The 17,463-nt window shown below is 46.5% G+C and carries 13 protein-coding genes; 3 read left to right on the top strand and 10 right to left on the bottom strand.

The window, feature by feature from the left end; translation table 11 throughout:
• Positions 1 to 30: 30 nt before the first annotated feature.
• Positions 31 to 459 carry an HIT family protein gene (locus tag GOU96_RS03450; RefSeq protein WP_181743275.1) on the top strand — a complete coding sequence of 143 codons (429 nt, stop codon included), beginning with the start codon at positions 31 to 33 and terminating at the stop codon, positions 457 to 459.
• Positions 460 to 713: 254 nt separating this feature from the next.
• Here the strand turns inward: GOU96_RS03450 and GOU96_RS03445 are convergent, their stop codons facing one another.
• The 5 genes from GOU96_RS03445 to znuA form a co-directional block, all read right to left on the bottom strand.
• A complete protein-coding gene (locus tag GOU96_RS03445) occupies positions 714 to 944 on the bottom strand; it encodes a FeoC-like transcriptional regulator (protein WP_000602537.1) in 231 nt (76 codons plus the stop codon).
• On the bottom strand, positions 941 to 3,217 hold the full coding sequence (gene feoB / locus GOU96_RS03440) for a Fe(2+) transporter permease subunit FeoB (protein WP_148495116.1): 2,277 nt from the start codon (positions 3,215 to 3,217) through the stop codon (positions 941 to 943). The genes GOU96_RS03445 and feoB overlap by 4 nt, the downstream gene beginning before the upstream one ends.
• The gene (locus GOU96_RS03435) at positions 3,214 to 3,444 is read right to left on the bottom strand and encodes a FeoA family protein (protein ID WP_000777870.1); all 231 of its coding nucleotides are present in this window, start codon (positions 3,442 to 3,444) and stop codon (positions 3,214 to 3,216) included. The genes feoB and GOU96_RS03435 overlap by 4 nt, the downstream gene beginning before the upstream one ends.
• A 771-nt stretch (positions 3,445 to 4,215) precedes the next feature.
• Positions 4,216 to 7,560 carry an AraC family transcriptional regulator gene (locus tag GOU96_RS03430; protein WP_267781101.1) on the bottom strand — a complete coding sequence of 1,115 codons (3,345 nt, stop codon included), beginning with the start codon at positions 7,558 to 7,560 and terminating at the stop codon, positions 4,216 to 4,218.
• 202 nt (positions 7,561 to 7,762) lie between these two features.
• Complete coding sequence (gene znuA / locus GOU96_RS03425; RefSeq protein WP_000952850.1) at positions 7,763 to 8,647, bottom strand: zinc ABC transporter substrate-binding protein ZnuA; 885 nt, start codon at positions 8,645 to 8,647, stop codon at positions 7,763 to 7,765.
• A gap of 83 nt (positions 8,648 to 8,730) precedes the next feature.
• Here znuA and znuC point away from each other — a divergent pair, with 83 nt between their 5' ends.
• Both znuC and znuB read left to right on the top strand, forming a co-directional pair.
• On the top strand, positions 8,731 to 9,519 hold the full coding sequence (gene znuC, locus GOU96_RS03420) for a zinc ABC transporter ATP-binding protein ZnuC (RefSeq protein ID WP_267781099.1): 789 nt from the start codon (positions 8,731 to 8,733) through the stop codon (positions 9,517 to 9,519).
• Positions 9,512 to 10,294 (top strand): zinc ABC transporter permease subunit ZnuB, encoded by a 783-nt coding sequence (gene znuB / locus GOU96_RS03415; RefSeq protein ID WP_000571528.1) that lies wholly within the window; start codon positions 9,512 to 9,514, stop codon positions 10,292 to 10,294. The genes znuC and znuB overlap by 8 nt, the downstream gene beginning before the upstream one ends.
• A gap of 106 nt (positions 10,295 to 10,400) precedes the next feature.
• Here znuB and sucD read toward each other — a convergent pair whose 3' ends face one another.
• From sucD to GOU96_RS03390, 5 genes are all read right to left on the bottom strand, one after another.
• Positions 10,401 to 11,273 carry a succinate--CoA ligase subunit alpha gene (sucD, locus tag GOU96_RS03410; protein WP_000025475.1) on the bottom strand — a complete coding sequence of 291 codons (873 nt, stop codon included), beginning with the start codon at positions 11,271 to 11,273 and terminating at the stop codon, positions 10,401 to 10,403.
• Positions 11,273 to 12,439 carry an ADP-forming succinate--CoA ligase subunit beta gene (sucC, locus tag GOU96_RS03405; protein ID WP_001048578.1) on the bottom strand — a complete coding sequence of 389 codons (1,167 nt, stop codon included), beginning with the start codon at positions 12,437 to 12,439 and terminating at the stop codon, positions 11,273 to 11,275. Before sucC ends, sucD begins: the two co-directional genes overlap by 1 nt.
• A 167-nt stretch (positions 12,440 to 12,606) precedes the next feature.
• Positions 12,607 to 13,821, bottom strand: coding sequence for a 2-oxoglutarate dehydrogenase complex dihydrolipoyllysine-residue succinyltransferase (odhB, locus tag GOU96_RS03400; RefSeq protein WP_000151227.1), 1,215 nt, complete (start codon positions 13,819 to 13,821; stop codon positions 12,607 to 12,609).
• Positions 13,822 to 13,849: 28 nt separating this feature from the next.
• Positions 13,850 to 16,660: a 2-oxoglutarate dehydrogenase E1 component gene (gene sucA / locus GOU96_RS03395; protein WP_069216802.1), complete on the bottom strand. Its 2,811-nt coding sequence runs from the start codon at positions 16,658 to 16,660 to the stop codon at positions 13,850 to 13,852.
• A gap of 88 nt (positions 16,661 to 16,748) precedes the next feature.
• The gene (locus GOU96_RS03390) at positions 16,749 to 17,459 is read right to left on the bottom strand and encodes a succinate dehydrogenase iron-sulfur subunit (protein ID WP_000772966.1); all 711 of its coding nucleotides are present in this window, start codon (positions 17,457 to 17,459) and stop codon (positions 16,749 to 16,751) included.
• Positions 17,460 to 17,463: the final 4 nt, after the last annotated feature.

Below are 17,463 nucleotides of genomic sequence, written 5' to 3'. Positions count from 1 at the left end.
GAATAAAAAATCGATTTGGAGGCGTATCTGATGGCGCATTTTGAACTGCATCCCCAATTGCAAAAAGACACCGATGTGATCGGCCATTTCCCGCTCTGTGTTGCTCTGTTACATAAAGATTCTGCCGTGCCTTGGGTTATTTTAGTCCCGCAAAGAGCGGATTTACGTGAACTACACCATCTGCCAATAGATGAGCAGCAGCAGTTTTTAGTCGAATCGCAGCTGGTTTGCCAAACTCTGGAAACTCTATTTTCCCCAGACAAACTCAACTTAGGTGCTCTAGGCAATATGGTGCCACAACTGCACATCCATCATATTGCGCGCTTTACCCATGATATGGCATGGCCGGGCCCGGTTTGGGGCAGAACACAAGGCGTGTTTCGTACTCAGCAAGAGCAAGCGGCATTACTGACCCAGTTAAGAGATGCCCTCGCAAAACATGCCCTGTTTACGGCATAGCGTCTGGGTCATCACTGCAAGCTTAGACGAAGTACAAATCAAGCATCGCCGCTAAAAGCAGGGTTTAGGAATAACCATAAAAAACCGCATTACGCGGCTTTTTTATGAGTCGGTGATACCACAAGCAACTATACCCAAACTACTTGGAGTTGCAGGTAGGCGGCAAGAGAATTCATCCCTATGAGCATAGATACACTATGTGATTGGGGTGAACAAACGTTGTCAACACCGCTGCTCCTTCAAGTAGGAAGGTTTCACATAGTCACATTCACAGCAAGCGATCCAGCCTGATTCATGACGTAGCGCACTCGCACCACCTCATCCTCAGCGTTGATGTACTGTTGACGCGATAGGACACCTTTTTTAATCCATACCGCGAGCATCGCATCGATGCCATCTTCGCTCAGAGCAAAACGTCGCGCGAGCTCTTGTCTCGTTGCGCCATTTTTCGACTCAATCGCCGCTTTGAGTTCATTTAAAATCACGCGACAGATACCTCTATCATCTTTTGCTTACGCCCTGTCTGTTTAAGTGCCCAGTAGGTAGCAAATCCGATGCCCACAATCACACCAATCCAAATTAAGCTATACATTGGGTGCTCAGCAATATGGGTAGCTTGGTAGTAGAGCACCGCAGAACCGTAAGCCAGCCCCATCGTCCATACCGCAATAAAGCGCGCGTAAGCTGCACCAAATTCGCGCACATAAGCGCCCATCGCGGCTACGCAAGGGGTATAAAGCAAAATAAAGATCAGATAAGCAAAAGCCACATGAGCATTGGCAAAATAGGTGTGTAAATTACCAAAGATCGAGCTGTCTACTTCTTGCTCTTGCGCAACAGCCTCGGTATCCGTCAAATCCCCGACTTCAATTCCTAGTGGGTCGCTAAAACTGAGCCCAGCAAGGTTGTCAGGAATCGTCATTAAGGCTTCTTGCAAACTCGCCAGCAAATCGTATTCCGCCGCCTCTTCTGCATCAGGTGTGCTGGTGTAAAGACTATTTAAGGTCCCCACAACCGCTTCTTTGGCAAAAATACCTGTAATGATGCCAACCGTTGCAGGCCAGTTTTCCTGAGTAATCCCCATCGGTGAAAAAACAGGAGTGACAAATTGAGCTGCTTTAGAAAGCACGGACTTATCACTGTTTTCGTTACCAAATGAACCATCGGTACCGACTGAGTTTAAAAAGCTCAAAATCGTCACAACCACAACAATGGTTTTACCGGCTCCCAATACAAAACGCTTCAGCTTCTGCCATGTTTTGATCACCACGTTTTGTAAGGTTGGGATTTCATAGTCCGGCATCTCCATGATTAAGCTCTCGCTGACACCAGGATAGAGGGTCTTTTTCAGTACCAAACCTGTCAATACCGCCGCAACAATCCCTAATAAATAGAGGGCAAACACCACATTTTGGCCACTTTGCGGGAAAAATGCCGCCGCAAACAACGCATAAACCGGTAAACGAGCACCACAAGACATAAACGGAGCCATGGAGGCCGCCAGCTTACGTTCACGCTCTTGATCCAGCGTGCGCGTTGCCATAATAGAAGGTACGTTACACCCGAAGCCAAGGACCAGCGGGACAAACGCTTTACCGGGCAAACCGATTTTCTGCATCACTTTATCCAGAACAAATGCAGCACGAGACATGTAACCGGAGCTTTCTAATACCGCTAAGAATAAATACAGGCAAGCAATGACAGGAATAAAGGTTGCAACGGTTTGGATACCGCCACCAACACCATCAGCGATTAAGGTCACTAACCAAACGGGGAGATGGTCATCCAGTAAATGGTGTCCGCCATCAACCAACAATGCACCGACGCCAATATCAAAGAAATCGATAAAAGCACTACCGATGTTGATTGAAAACATGAACATCAGGTACATCACAGCAAAAAAGAACGGGATGCCAACCCACTTATTGAGGATAACGCGATCGGCTTTTTCGGTGAATTTATGGCTCAGTTTACCCTCGGTGCGTCGCACGTGGGTGCACAGCTCATGTAAATAGGTATAACGTACGTTGGCAACGAGAAGATCAATATCAACCTGGCACTCATGTTGACGTTGCTCTACGTTTTGGCGCTCCGCTTCTTTTAATCCGTTAATCACTAAACGATCGTTTTCTAAGGCTCGAATCGCCAGCGCGCGCGCAGAAACCGCTTGCTCAGCAAACATTGGTTCTAGCTCATGAATCAATGACTCAAATTCAGCACCGTAGTGAAGTTCAATCTGCTTTAACGCAATCCCTTGTACTAGCAGCTTATGCAATTTTTCTTTAAAGCGGCGAACTTGCTCTTTATTGTTGGCAGAAAGCGCCAACACAGGGCACCCCAAAAACGCTTCTAGTTGTTTGAGGTCGAGATGAACACGTTCACGCTTAAGCGCATCCATTTTGTTAAGTACGACAATCATTGGACGGCGCAATTCACGCAGTTGCAGCGTCATATATAAGCTGCGCTCAAGACACGTCGCATCAACCACATTAATGATCACATCCGCAGGATGCGTCAACACTGCACGCGATGCGATCGATTCATCAATACTGTTACTGTCATTACCGCTGTCTAAAGCATAAATTCCGGGCAGATCGGTGAGTGAAAATTCATCGCCTGCATGCACAAAACTACCCGTTTTTTTCTCAACAGTGACCCCCGCCCAGTTACCGACTTGCTGTTTTGCCCCAGTGAGACCATTGAATAAGGTTGTTTTTCCACTATTCGGGTTGCCTACGGTGAGTACTTGATACTTCATTGTGCTCTCTCCACATCAATATTTGCCGCAATATTTTCGCGCAACGCGATCGACACACCGCGTACTTCAACTTGAAGCGGATCACCCATTGGAGCTCGGCGAATTAATACGACTTCGGTATTGGGGAGAACGCCCATCACCATCAGTTTCTTTCTGACCGTATCAGAAAGTCCATCCAATGCGAGGATGATTCCACGCTCGCCTGCTTGCATTTGTGACAATTTCATAGAGGTAACTTTGAAAAGGAAGTGTTAATAAGAAATATTACTATTAATGTTAAACGAACTTACCATACGCAGGGTAAGGTTTTCTTGCGCGAAAACAATGTTTGCTTAGGTAATAGTCAACGTCAATTCTGTCAAAAACTTTTCGTCAAAAACGTCAAAGACCAAGTCAGAAAAGTCTCCTGCATAAAATCAACATGATAGAAAAAACGACAAATTACATTTACATATTTAAAATCAACACCTTAAAAACATGATTAAGCTGCTGTCGTTTTTCTATGTAAAGTTGTCGTTAATTTTATAAGTAAAATAAGTCGATAGGATTATAGTGATTTCGTTGAAAGGACATCCCTCCTAGAGACAAGAATTCCAGAGGTGGTATGACCATGTCATACCACTCCGGCAGCAAGCGAAGGTGTCGTTGACACCCGTGGTATAGTCCCCCCGGCTATACCACGATATTTTTTTCCTACTGTTTTACCTCTATTACCATCACTCACTTCAATAGCATTTGTTTCTTGAGCCGATTCAGCGACAAGCTTGTTAGCTTCTGTTTGTCTGAACAAAATTCATCACATTTGTAGCGCACTGTTATCGACTACCGAGCTAAGTTCTCACGGGTACCTTTGCTATTTATTAAAACTGAAGGAGCATTGGTGGGTTCATTTTCTAATCACACAAATCCGCCTATGCTCACTTTGATCAATACCGTTGCTGGCTTACTGCAATACTAAGCGATTTGAGAACAACAAGATGAAATAGAGATGGACTCTATTAGTTTTCTTGATCTTCGATGAATTGGCTTGGTGATAATCCAAAATGATGTTTGAAACGCTGACTGAAATAAGAGGGATCATTAAATCCGCAATCAAAGGCAACTTGTGCGATTTTCGCCCCACTCAATAAGCTTTGACACGCTTTTTCTAAGCGAACCTCATTTAACGACTCTTTGAAGGTTTTTCCTGTCGCGGCCTTAAAGCGACGCTGTAAACTGCGTTCAGAGACATAAAGCGCCTGTGCTGCAGTGGATGTGGTGAAATTGGGGTCGCTATAATGCAGCTCAATCAGTTTCTCGACTTTGCTTAGCCACTCTTTCTCCACCTCATCGATCCCAACCTTAGCCGCCTGTTCCCCTTCTTCTGGTTTATGAATGGTTTCTAACTCGGGTAAGGTTGCCAATGGCCAAGCTAACTCAATCACATTACGCTCTTTCAATGCGAGCACATGCAATACACCACCACTACGAGTGACTAACTCTTCAAGCGGATAACTACTACCAGATAACGTCACTATGGTTTTGTCTATGTTTTGGATTGGGGCACCAAAATCAGAAAACACGATAACCGCCTGCGCATTTCTCACTTCAAGTTGTATGGTTAATTCTTGATGCTTATACAAACGTTTGATCGCATCCGTTAATACAGCATTAAATAACACATCAAGGTTGAATTGTCGGACTTCCACAAAGCGAGGCTCACCGCTGTAAGTTAGCTTAATCAAGGCTTTACTGTACTCTTCCTGCCAACTCTTCAATGCAGACTCAATCAAAAGATGCAAATCATGATATTTGCTTTCATCCTCATCGCCGCGATGCATAAAATGCAGTTGAGCCAACTCTTGCTTCACCTTGTTGAACGGTGCTTCAAATTCACTCCATGCTCGTACTTTGGCGTAGGAAGATAAGTGCCGCAATGAAGCATCAATATTGTCTAACACGTTACCAAGAATTGTATGGTGGAGCTGCAGTTGCTTTCGAAGTTGGTGGTTGTTGCTCAGTACAATTTTACTTTGATGACGTAACTGACTGGTTTTGAGCTCCACTTGCGCTTTGAGTTTGCGGTTAGCTGCCAATATCATTCTTGTTCGCCACCATAAAGCGAGTGCTAATAGCCCCAACACGCTCAGCACATATCCGACAAGCGCGATGGAGGTCATATACCAAGGCTGTAAGACTTCAAAATCAAACAGGGCCTCAGTTCGGTATCGCTGTGTCGGATTGGCGCTACGGACTTTCAAACGATACTTACCAGGTAAAAGTTGATCAAAATTGAGCAGCGCCCAATCAAAGCGCTGCCACTGCTGTTCATCGTTGAGTTTGTATTCTAAAGATTGGCTGCGTGAAGAGGGTAAAGCGCCAAACTGAAAGCTGATCGAATCACCATAAGCAATTTTCAGTGGCTCGGACATACGATACCCCAAAAGCTTGGTCGTATGATTTACGCTGACTTGGCTAAACGTCACCTGAATATTGGGCAAATTAGACACCGCTAATTCTTCTGTATTGGTTTTCACTACACCAAAATGCGAGCCTATGATCAACGATGAGGTATCTTGCTCCTCACCCACCGCACACGATGCAGACAAGAACTCATTACTGATCAGTCCATAAGGAGCCCCAAAATGCTTAGTGAGCTCTTGATTACGGTAATAACTGATCCCTTTGGTGGAGATAAGCCACATCCCCTGCTTAGACTCAGCAATACACAAAGGCTGTATATTCTCTTCAATTAACTCGACAGTGACAGCTTCGGGCTGATCTTTACGCCACTGAAAAACCCCATAAGAGCCAACAAGCCAAATGTGGCCTGAAGAATCTTCAGCAACTTGTAAAATCTCACCATAGCGATGACTCGAAAAATCAAAGCGGATCTGTTTTTCAAGCAGGGAATAAGCGCCATGTTCTGTCCCAATCACTATGCCGTCTTTTACTGCGGCAAGCAGAGTGATCCGTGATGGAGAAAAAGCCTTCACCATCCATTCAGAACCGTAATCTCGATAATTTTTTTCAGAGAGTGAGTATGACCATATTTGGTAATCACTTGTCCCCCATAAGTTACCGTCACTATCTAAGCTCAGATGCTGAATAGCCGTTTGTAGCAAAGGGAGCGGTAAATTGGGCGTATCAATACTACGACGACTGAGATTGTAACGAACCAGACCTTTCTCTGTCGCGATCCAGAGATGCTCTTGGGCAATCACAAAATCATTTACTTTACCTGGATAGATAAGATGCTTACGTAGCTCATCTGAAAAATTAAAGTTATACAGGCCCTGTGCGGTTATCGCCAGATAGTCTCCATCCGAGTTAAGAGCGGCTATTTTACCGATCGGTGTTTTACTTCCGTCGTTAGATAACGCTTGTGCCGGATACCGAGTAAACTGCTGACCAAATAGGGAGTAATAAAAAATCCCCTTGTCAGTTCCTATCCACATTCCACCTTGAAAGTCATTCACCATGGCGTAGATTTTCTTGCCCAGTAAGGCATAGCCATCTTGGTTGTTACTCTCAAGTTGCACGATTTTCCCGGTGATAAAAGAGTAAACAAAGAGCCCATCTTCTGTACCGATCCAGTACTCTTTCTCGGTTTCCGCAATAGAGAGGACATGGGAGGAACCAATTCTATCCAGTGGTGGACGTTTATTTTCAATATCAATGACTAACGCGCCACGTTTAGACCCAACTAACAGCTCTCGCCGCTTATGGGAAAAATAGAGCTTTTGGATAAAGTGCTTGCCAGAATTTTTTACATGGGCAAAACCTTGTTCATCAGATAAATACACCCCAACATTAGTCGCTAAAGCCCATTTCGAGACTAAAAACTGCGCATCGTTAATCACGACCTTGCTGGCACTATTGAGCTGATAAAGTTCATGTAACGAGAGGGATTCGACGCGGCCACTTCGGATCTCATAACTATAGAAGTTTTCCCCATCGACCATCCAGATCATGCCATTTGAGGCACCCATCTGAATAATCTGCGTTCCCGGAGTTAAGCTCAACATCAGCTCTCTTTCTCCCCCGGGATAGGTTCTGAACAACTCGTGTTGCTCAAAAGCCCAAAATGCACTGTTCGCATAAACAATATGACTGGACAACTGCGGCAGAACAGAACCACGACGAGGCAAGACGTTTTGTCCATCAAAGTACATCACTTTGCCATGAACATCATGTACCCAAATCCCCCCATCACTACCGAGGTAGAGATTTTGCGCAACAATAACTTTCCCCTGCTCTTGAATGGGCAAAGGATAGAAAATAGACATAGATTTATCTAATGCCAATACCAAGGATGGGATCAGGATATTGAGCAAGCAGCCATACAACAATGTGCGAAACACGAGTTCCCCTGTCAGCGACAATTCAAGAATTCGTGCTTTATTGGTTTCGGTATTCTAGAGGAGCACAAATTCTCATGCATTCTAACGAATCCCTAGCGGGTATGCAGTTTGAAAGGTTTAGAAAGACCACTTTTTTAGGTTTTGGATACAAAAAAATGCGGCTTAAGCCGCATTTAGAACAATGTTAGAGAAGTTGGTCGACTTAAGATTGGGACAAACACGCGTAGTAACTCTCCGCCAAACTATTTAGGAAGGCGAAATAGCTACCCGCTTGGAGTTCAATAGAGCTGCCGAGTGGATCGAGCACACCAATTTTCGCCGACGTGCCTCTAACAACGGTTTCGATAATCGCTGGCTCAAATTGCGGTTCTGAAAATACACACTTGGCGAGTTGATCATTCAGCGTCTTTTTAATTGCGATCAGCGTCTTGGCTCCCGGCTTTCGCTCAGGACTCACCGTGAAGTGGCCTAGATTATTTAATGCAAAGTGCTGTTCGAAATAACCATAAGCATCATGAAAAACGTAATAAGGTACGGTCGTGACAGGTTTGAGCTTTTCACCTATCGTGTTGTCTTGCTCGGCAAGGTTCGCTAAAAAGCGAACAAGATTATCTTGATACTGCTGCTGCTGATCCGCATCGAGCTCAATCAGTTTTGCCGTAATTGCACTTGCAACTTGTCCTACAGGCCCAATCCCTAACCAGAAATGAGGATCATAATGCCCGTGATGATGCCCATCATGCTCATGCTGCTCCTCCTCGCCATATTCTCGCAGTGCTAAATTAGGAACTTGGCTTAATGTTAGTGCTGACGTACGGCCTTCCAGCAGTTTACTCATGAAGGGTTCAAGATCCTGACCAAACCAAATAACCAAATCTGCTTGTTGAATCCGCTTTACATCTGAAGGGCGTAGCGCATAATCGTGCGGCGATGCTCCAGAAGGTAAAAGTACATCGGGAGTCCCCGTCCCCAGCATCAACTCGTAAGTGATCATCTGTATCGGCTTGATGCTGGTCAGAACTTCGATTGCGCTGGCTGATTGAGCAAACAGTGCTGCGACAGTAAGTAAAAAATATCTCGATAACATGATCGCCAAACTCCAGTTAGTGGCTTTTATTGGGCATGAATGTTACTTTATAACATAACCATTTTGCAAATGAGTTCTATTCCATGGCTATTCTGATTGAATTGCAAGACATATGCGTCGACTTTGAACAAAGACGTGTGCTTGACAATATCCGGTTAACTCTCACCAAAGGCAATATTACAACGCTTATCGGCCCCAACGGTGCAGGAAAATCAACCTTAGTGAAAGTCATTTTAGGATTACAATCATTGAGTTCAGGAAAAATCATTCGCCAATCGGGAATTCGTATCGGCTATGTTCCGCAAAAACTCAAACTCAATGACACATTACCGCTGACGGTGAACCGCTTTTTAAAACTGGCTGGCCGTTTTAGTACTCAAGAGCTATCGGAAGCCTTACGCCTAGTGGGAGGTGAGCATCTTCAAAGTAGTGATATGCATAAACTCTCCGGCGGTGAAACACAGCGTGTATTGCTCGCCAGAGCTTTATTACAAAGGCCCGACTTGCTTGTGCTCGACGAGCCTGCTCAAGGGGTTGATGTACAAGGACAAATTGACTTATACGACCTGATCCACACCTTGCGTAACCGCTTTGGCTGCGCTGTGTTGATAGTTTCTCACGATTTACATTTGGTGATGGCCAAAACCGACGAAGTGATCTGCTTACAACACCATGTTTGTTGCTCTGGCTCGCCGGAGAGCATCGCCAAACACCCGAGTTATTTAGCGATGTTTGGCCATCGAAGCCGAGACACGCTGGCTTTTTATCAACACCACCACGAGCACCACCACCACGATTTATCTGGCTTACCGGTCAAAGGGAAAGCGAGTGTTTGCTCACATCATTCACATGGTCACCACAAACATGATTGAACTTCTTCTACCTTCTCTTCTTGCTGGTCTCGGAATTGCCATTATTGCTGGCCCTCTCGGATCTTTCGTGGTTTGGCGCAGAATGGCTTATTTTGGTGATACCCTTGCTCACGCCTCACTACTGGGTCTGGCGCTCGGTTTTTTACTCGACATCAATCTGTATCTGGCACTATTGGTCTGCTGTTTGGGGATGGCGGCCATTTTAGTGGCGATGCAAAAGCAAAAACTCATCGCGACCGATACCCTACTTGGGATTATGGCGCACAGTGCGCTATCGCTCGGTATGATTGCGGTGAGCTTTCTTGATAATGTCCGCATCGATTTGATGAGCTATCTGTTTGGTGATTTGCTCGCGATTAGCCCATCCGATCTTACCTTTATCTGGTTCGGTGTCGTCACTGTCAGTTTGATTGTCTATCTCCTCTGGCAACCCCTTCTCTCGACTAGCGTGAATGAAGAGTTGGCCTTTGTTGAAGGAACCAACACTGACCTGATGCGTTTAATCTTGATGCTACTTATCGGTTTGGTGATTGCCGTCGGGATGAAATTTGTCGGGGCTTTGATTATGGGCTCGCTGTTAATCATCCCCGCGGCTACTGCTCGCCGTCTTTCACGCACCCCAGAAGCCATGGCGTTTTGGGCTATTGGACTGGGTGTATTAAGTGTGATCGGTGGGTTGGCGCTATCTTGGCACTTTGACACACCTGCAGGTCCGTCGGTGGTGGTTTCTGCTGCGGTATTGTTTGTACTCACCCAGTTTAAACGGGTCGCTTAACGCTGTATCACATTAGCTTTTAGTAAAAAGAAATGGCATTTAGTAAAAAGAAACCCCGAAGCTGTGTTCGGGGTTTCTTATTATCTGAATAAGTAATCGCGGTAGATTACCAGCCAGTCACTTCACGCAGCGCTTTGCCAATATCGGCAAGACTTTTTACTGTCTTCACGCCCGCAGACTCAAGTGCTGCAAATTTCTCTTCCGCGGTACCTTTACCACCAGAGATGATTGCACCAGCATGACCCATGCGTTTGCCCGGAGGAGCCGTTACACCTGCGATATAAGAAACGACAGGTTTTGTGACGTTAGCTTTGATGAAAGCAGCCGCTTCTTCTTCCGCGGTACCACCAATTTCACCGATCATCACAATCGCTTCAGTCGCTGGATCTTCTTGGAACATCTTCAGGATATCGATGAAGTTTGAACCCGGAATTGGGTCGCCACCGATGCCCACACAGGTAGACTGGCCGAAACCTTCGTCTGTGGTTTGTTTAACCGCTTCATAAGTCAAAGTACCAGAGCGAGAAACGATACCCACTTTACCTTTCTTATGAATGTGTCCTGGCATGATGCCAATCTTACACTCATCCGGTGTAATCACACCTGGGCAGTTAGGGCCAATCATACGAACGCCAGTCTGTTCCAGTTTCACTTTGACATCAATCATGTCAGTGGTAGGAATGCCTTCAGTGATGGTCACAATAAGCTTGATGCCAGCATCGATCGCTTCCAGAATCGCATCTTTACAAAATGGTGCAGGTACGTAGATAACGGTTGCGGTTGCGCCAGTCACTTCAACCGCTTCACGAACCGTATTAAATACAGGCAAACCTAGATGAGTTGTACCGCCTTTACCTGGCGATACACCACCAACCATTTGTGTGCCATAAGCAATCGCCTGTTCTGAGTGGAAAGTACCTTGACCACCGGTGAAACCCTGACAAATGACTTTAGTGTCTTTATTGATAAGAATCGACATTATTTGCCCTCCGCGGCGGCAACTACTTTTTGAGCTGCGTCTGTCAAAGATACAGCTGCAATAATATCTAGACCTGATTCTGCCAGCACTTTGCGTCCAAGTTCTGCGTTTGTACCTTCAAGACGCACAACCACTGGAACACTTACACCAACTTCCTTAACCGCACCGATAATGCCTTCTGCAATCATGTCGCAGCGCACAATGCCACCAAAGATGTTCACCAGTACGGCTTTTACATTGGTATCAGACAAGATGATTTTGAAGGCTTCTGCAACACGCTCTTTGGTCGCGCCACCACCTACGTCAAGGAAGTTTGCTGGTTTTCCGCCGTGCAAGTTAACAATGTCCATCGTACCCATCGCAAGGCCGGCACCGTTAACCATACAACCCACATTGCCATCCAGCGCAACGTAGTTAAGCTCCCATTTTGCTGCGTGTGCTTCGCGCGCATCTTCTTGAGAAGCATCGTGCATTTGACGCAGTTTGGGTTGACGGTACATAGCATTGGAGTCGATATTGATTTTGCCATCAAGGCACAGCAAGTTACCTTCTGCAGTAATCACCAGCGGGTTGATTTCCAGCAGTGCGAGATCATATTGAGCAAACATTTCACCCAGGCCCATGAAGATTTTCACGAACTGTTTGATTTGATCACCTTGCAAGCCTAGTTTGAATGCCAACTCACGACCTTGGTAGGCTTGTGGGCCAACCAGTGGATCAATTGCCGCTTTGTGGATCAGTTCTGGAGTTTCTTCTGCCACTTTCTCAATTTCCACGCCACCTTCAGTCGATGCCATGAAAACGATACGACGTGTAGAACGGTCAACTACCGCACCAAGATAAAGCTCATTGGCGATATTTGATGCTTCTTCAACCAAAATTTTTGAAACCGGTTGGCCATTTGCATCCGTTTGATAAGTCACTAGGTTTTTACCTAGCCATTTTTGTGCAAACGCTTTTACACCTTCTTTAGTGTCATGCAGTTCAACGCCACCTGCTTTACCACGTCCACCTGCGTGAACTTGGCATTTTACGACTTTCTTGGCTGTGCTGATGCGTCCTGCAGCTTCAAACGCTTCTTGTGGCGTATCACAAGCATAACCTTCCGGTACAGGCAAACCGAATTCTGCAAACAGCTGTTTAGCTTGATATTCATGCAAATTCATTGTGTTGTTCCATTTGTTTATTGTTCTTCCATAGAGTCCATTGAGCTGAACTTTACGTTTGTAGGGTCACTCTTGAGCGAGTAGCCAATCTTTGGCCAAAGCCAGGTCGGACGTTGAGCATGTCCGACCCTTTTCTCCATTACTCAGAAATCTGAGCAATAGACAGTTTAAACATCGAGCAGCAGACGGGCTGGATCTTCTAGCAACTCTTTAACGGTCACAAGGAAACCAACCGACTCACGACCATCGATTGAACGGTGGTCATAAGACAGCGCTAGATACATCATTGGCAGGATTTCAATCTTGCCATCCACCACCATGGCGCGGTCTTGGATCTTATGCATACCCAGAATCGCCGCTTGTGGCGGGTTAATGATAGGCGTTGACATCAGTGAACCAAACACACCACCGTTGGTAATGGTAAAGTTACCGCCAGTCAGTTCGTCTACGGTCAATTTACCGTCACGACCTTTTTCTGCTAGCTCTTTAATGCCTTTTTCAATTTGCGCCAAACTCAAGGTATCGCAGTTTTTCAGTACTGGAGTAACCAGACCACGTGGGGTTGATACGGCAATGCTCACATCAAAGTAGTTGTGGTAAACCAGATCATCACCATCGATAGACGCGTTCACTTCTGGGTAACGCTTCAGCGCTTCAGTGACGGCTTTCACGTAGAACGACATAAAGCCCAGACGGATACCATGACGTTTTTCGAACACATCTTGGTATTGCTTACGCATGTCCATGATAGGTTTCATGTTCACTTCATTAAACGTCGTCAGCATAGCCGTGTTATTTTTCGCTTCCAACAGACGCTCAGCGATACGCTTACGCAGACGTGTCATTGGCACGCGTTTTTCACTGCGACCGACGACAGGAGCCAGCGCTGCGACAGGGGCTTCAGCTTTCGCAGCTGGTTTGGCTTTGTTCGCGGCTAAGTGAGCTTCGATGTCTTCGCGGGTAATACGACCACCCACACCAGAACCTTTAACTTGGCTTGCTTCCAAGTTGTGTTCCGCCAGCAGACGACGAACCGCAGGGCTTAGCGCATCATTGCTTTCTTCAGTTAGTGATGCTTTATGGCGTTTATCTGGTGATGGCTCAGTAGCATCTGGAGTGTCTTGGGTTGGTTCACCCGCTACAGCGCCTGGCTTCAAACGTGCCAGCAGTTGTTTAGAAAGCACTGTCGCACCTTCTTGTTCCAAAATAGCTTCCAGAACACCTGCATCGGGTGCTGGAACTTCCAGCACCACTTTGTCAGTTTCAATTTCAACGATCACTTCATCGCGAGCAACCATGTCACCCGGCTTTTTATGCCACGTCGCAACCGTGGCATCCGCAACTGATTCAGGCAAATCTGGAACCAGAATTTCAATGGTCATAATGGTATCTTCCTTATACTTCTCGTTCTTACGCTAGGGTCAGAGCGTCTTCAATCAACGCTTTTTGTTGTTTCATGTGCACCGACATATAGCCGACCGCAGGAGATGCCGAAGCGGGACGACCTGCGTATTTCAGATCAGCACCCGCTGGAATCGCAGCGCGGAAGTTATGTTGGCTACTGTACCAAGCACCTTGGTTTTGCGGTTCTTCCTGACACCAGACGTAATCCACCACATTGGTGTAATTTGCAATGGCCGCTTGTACTTCTTCCAGAGGGAATGGGTACAACTGTTCGATACGAACAATCGCCACGTCTTGCTGTTCATTGGCTCGGCGCTGTTCAAGGAGATCGTAATAAACCTTACCAGAACAGAACACAACGCGTTTTACTTGCGACGGATTCAGCGCATCAATTTCACCAATCGCCGGCTGGAAAGTACCGTAGGCAAGATCTTCCATACTGGAGACACACAGTGGATGACGCAGCAGCGATTTAGGAGACATCACCACCAGAGGGCGGCGCATTGGGCGAACCACTTGACGACGAATCATGTGGTAAACCTGAGCAGGGGTAGACGGAACAACCACCTGCATGTTTTGCTCAGCACACAGCTGCAAGTAACGCTCTAAACGTGCAGAGGAGTGCTCAGGACCTTGGCCTTCATAACCGTGTGGCAGCAGCATAGTCAGGCCACATAGACGCCCCCACTTCTGTTCACCAGAGGAGATAAACTGGTCAATAACCACCTGCGCACCGTTAGCAAAATCACCAAACTGTGCTTCCCACAACGTCAAACCGCTAGGCTCCGCTGTCGCATAGCCGTATTCGAATGCCAATACCGCCTCTTCTGACAATACTGAGTCAAAGACTTCAAACGGACCTTGGCCAGCATGGATCTGTGAGAGTGGAATATAAGTACTCGCATCGTTTTGGTTATGCAGAACGGCGTGACGGTGGAAGAAGGTTCCACGACCAGAGTCCTGACCTGAGATACGGATGCGCTTACCGTCATCAAGCAATGTGGCATACGCGAGCGTTTCAGCCATACCCCAATCCAGCATCTTCTCGCCAGAGATCATAGAGAGACGATCTTGGTAGATTTTTTCTACACGGCTATGCAGAACATGGCTTTCCGGATATTGGCAAACACGACGACCAAGATCTTGCAATCGCTCCATCGCATATTCGCTATTCCAAGGAATATGCCAGTCGTGACCTAAATAAGGTGACCAGTCCACAGAGTGCATCGCCATTGGACGCCACTCTTTGACCACCACTTCACCGTGATCTAGGGCATCGCGATATTCATTCACCAGTTGTGTCGCGGTTTCGAGATCGCACTCACCACGCTCAGTTAACACATCTGCATACAGCTTGCGAGGTGTTGGATGCTTCTTGATTTTTTGGTACATCAACGGCTGAGTTGCGTTTGGCTCATCCGCTTCGTTATGACCATGACGGCGATAACACACCAGATCAATCACCACATCGCGTTTGAATTCATTACGGTAATCAAGCGCTAGACGAGTAACAAAGGCTACAGCTTCAGGATCGTCTGAATTCACGTGGAAAATCGGTGCCTGTACCATCTTGGCAATATCGGTACAGTACATGGTTGAGCGAGTATCGCGTGGGTTTGATGTCGTGAAGCCCACTTGGTTATTGACCACGATACGTACTGTACCACCGACGCAGAAACCACGCGCTTGAGACATGTTGAAGGTTTCAGCCACCACACCTTGTCCGGCAATCGCAGAGTCACCATGGATAGTGATAGGTAGCACTTTACTGCCATCTTCATCACCTAGGCGGTCTTGACGCGCGCGAACTGAACCCATCACAACAGGGTTCACAATCTCAAGATGCGATGGGTTGAAAGCCAGTGCTAAGTGAACATCACCGCCCGGTGTCGCAAAGTCAGCGGAGAAACCTTGGTGATATTTCACATCACCTGTGCCCCAGCCTTCGCCATGTTTACCGGCAAACTCATCAAACAGATCTTGCGGTTTTTTACCCAGAACGTTGACCAGCATGTTCAAGCGACCGCGGTGCGCCATCCCAATCACCACTTCACGCATGCCACTGGCACCCGCGTGACGGATCATCTCTTTGGTCATCGGAACTAAGGCATCCCCCCCTTCGAGAGAGAAACGTTTAGCACCAGGGAATTTCGCACCAAGATAGCGCTCTAAACCTTCAGCGGCAGTCAGCTCTTCAAGGAAAGTACGCTTTTCTTCTTTACTGAATACAGGGGTACCCACAACTGGTTCGAGGCGCTGTTGAATCCAACGCTTCTGCTCAGTGTCGGTGATGTGCATGTATTCTGCACCGACAGAGCCACAGTAGATTTTTTGTAGGGATTGATAGATATCTTTCAGCTTCATCGTGTCTTTGCCAATCGCAAAGGAGCCCACGTTGAAGGTCTCTTCCATATCTTCTTGGGTCAAATTATGGAATGAGGGATTCAGCTCCGCCACTTCAGGGCGGTTCCATAAACCGAGAGGGTCAAGCTTGGCAGCTTCATGACCGCGGAAACGGTATGCGTTAATTAGCTGCAGTACTTTTACTTGTTTTGCATCGACTTCAGGATCACTAACTTGGACATTGTAATGCTTAGTCTCTTGAGCGAGTCGTCGGAAGTAGTCACGGACGCGTGAGTGCGGTTGTTCAACCACATTCGTTGGGTGCGCAGGCAACCCATCAAAAACACGTTTCCACTCCTCACTTACCAGATCGGGATCACTTAGATACAGTTCGTAGAGATCTTCTACGTAAGTTGCATTGGCGCCAGCCAAGTGTGAAGACTCGAGCCATGCCTTCATCACGCCGTTGTGCATTTTTTTCCCTTAACCAGTAGTTTTCACGTTTGCTGCGGTCTTATCGCCGAGCTATAAAAGGCAGGCCCGAAGGCCTGCAATTTTCAATTTAAACTGAACGATTGATCAACATGGACTTAATATGTCCAATGGCTTTCGTTGGGTTTAATCCTTTCGGACAAACACTGACACAGTTCATGATGCCGTGGCAACGAAAAACGCTAAACGCATCATCAAGATTCGATAAGCGTTCATCTGTCGCGGTATCACGGCTATCAATCAACCAACGATAAGCAGCCAACAAACCTGCAGGTCCGATAAATTTATCCGGATTCCACCAGAATGAAGGACAGGAAGTGGTACAGCAAGCGCACATAATACACTCGTACAGACCATCCAAATGCGCCCGTTCTTCTGGGGATTGCAAGTTCTCTCTTGAAGGGGGTAATGCATCATCTGCAATCAAGAAAGGCTTAACTTTCGCATAGTTATCGTAAAACTGAGTCATGTCGACAATCAAGTCACGAACCACAGGTAATCCTGGCAGTGGACGAATCACAATTTTGTCACCTTTTAACGCAGACAAAGGTGTGATACATGCTAAGCCATTCTTACCATTCATATTCAGACCGTCCGAGCCACAAACCCCTTCACGGCATGAGCGGCGGAAAGCAATACTTGGATCTTGCTCTTTAAGCAGAATCAAAGCATCCAACACCATCATGTCAGACCCTTCCTCTACCTCAAGAATATAGTCTTTCATGTAGGGTTTGTTATCGACATCCGGATTATAGCGATATAAAGAGAAGTTGAGTTTCATATTG

Origin of the sequence: Vibrio sp. R-1, assembly GCF_035615595.1 — a bacterium.
In the GTDB taxonomy this organism is placed as follows: Bacteria; Pseudomonadota; Gammaproteobacteria; order Enterobacterales; family Vibrionaceae; genus Vibrio; species Vibrio cholerae.
The sequence above is the reverse complement of the archived record's forward strand: the minus strand, read 5'-3'. Positions and strand labels throughout refer to the sequence as shown.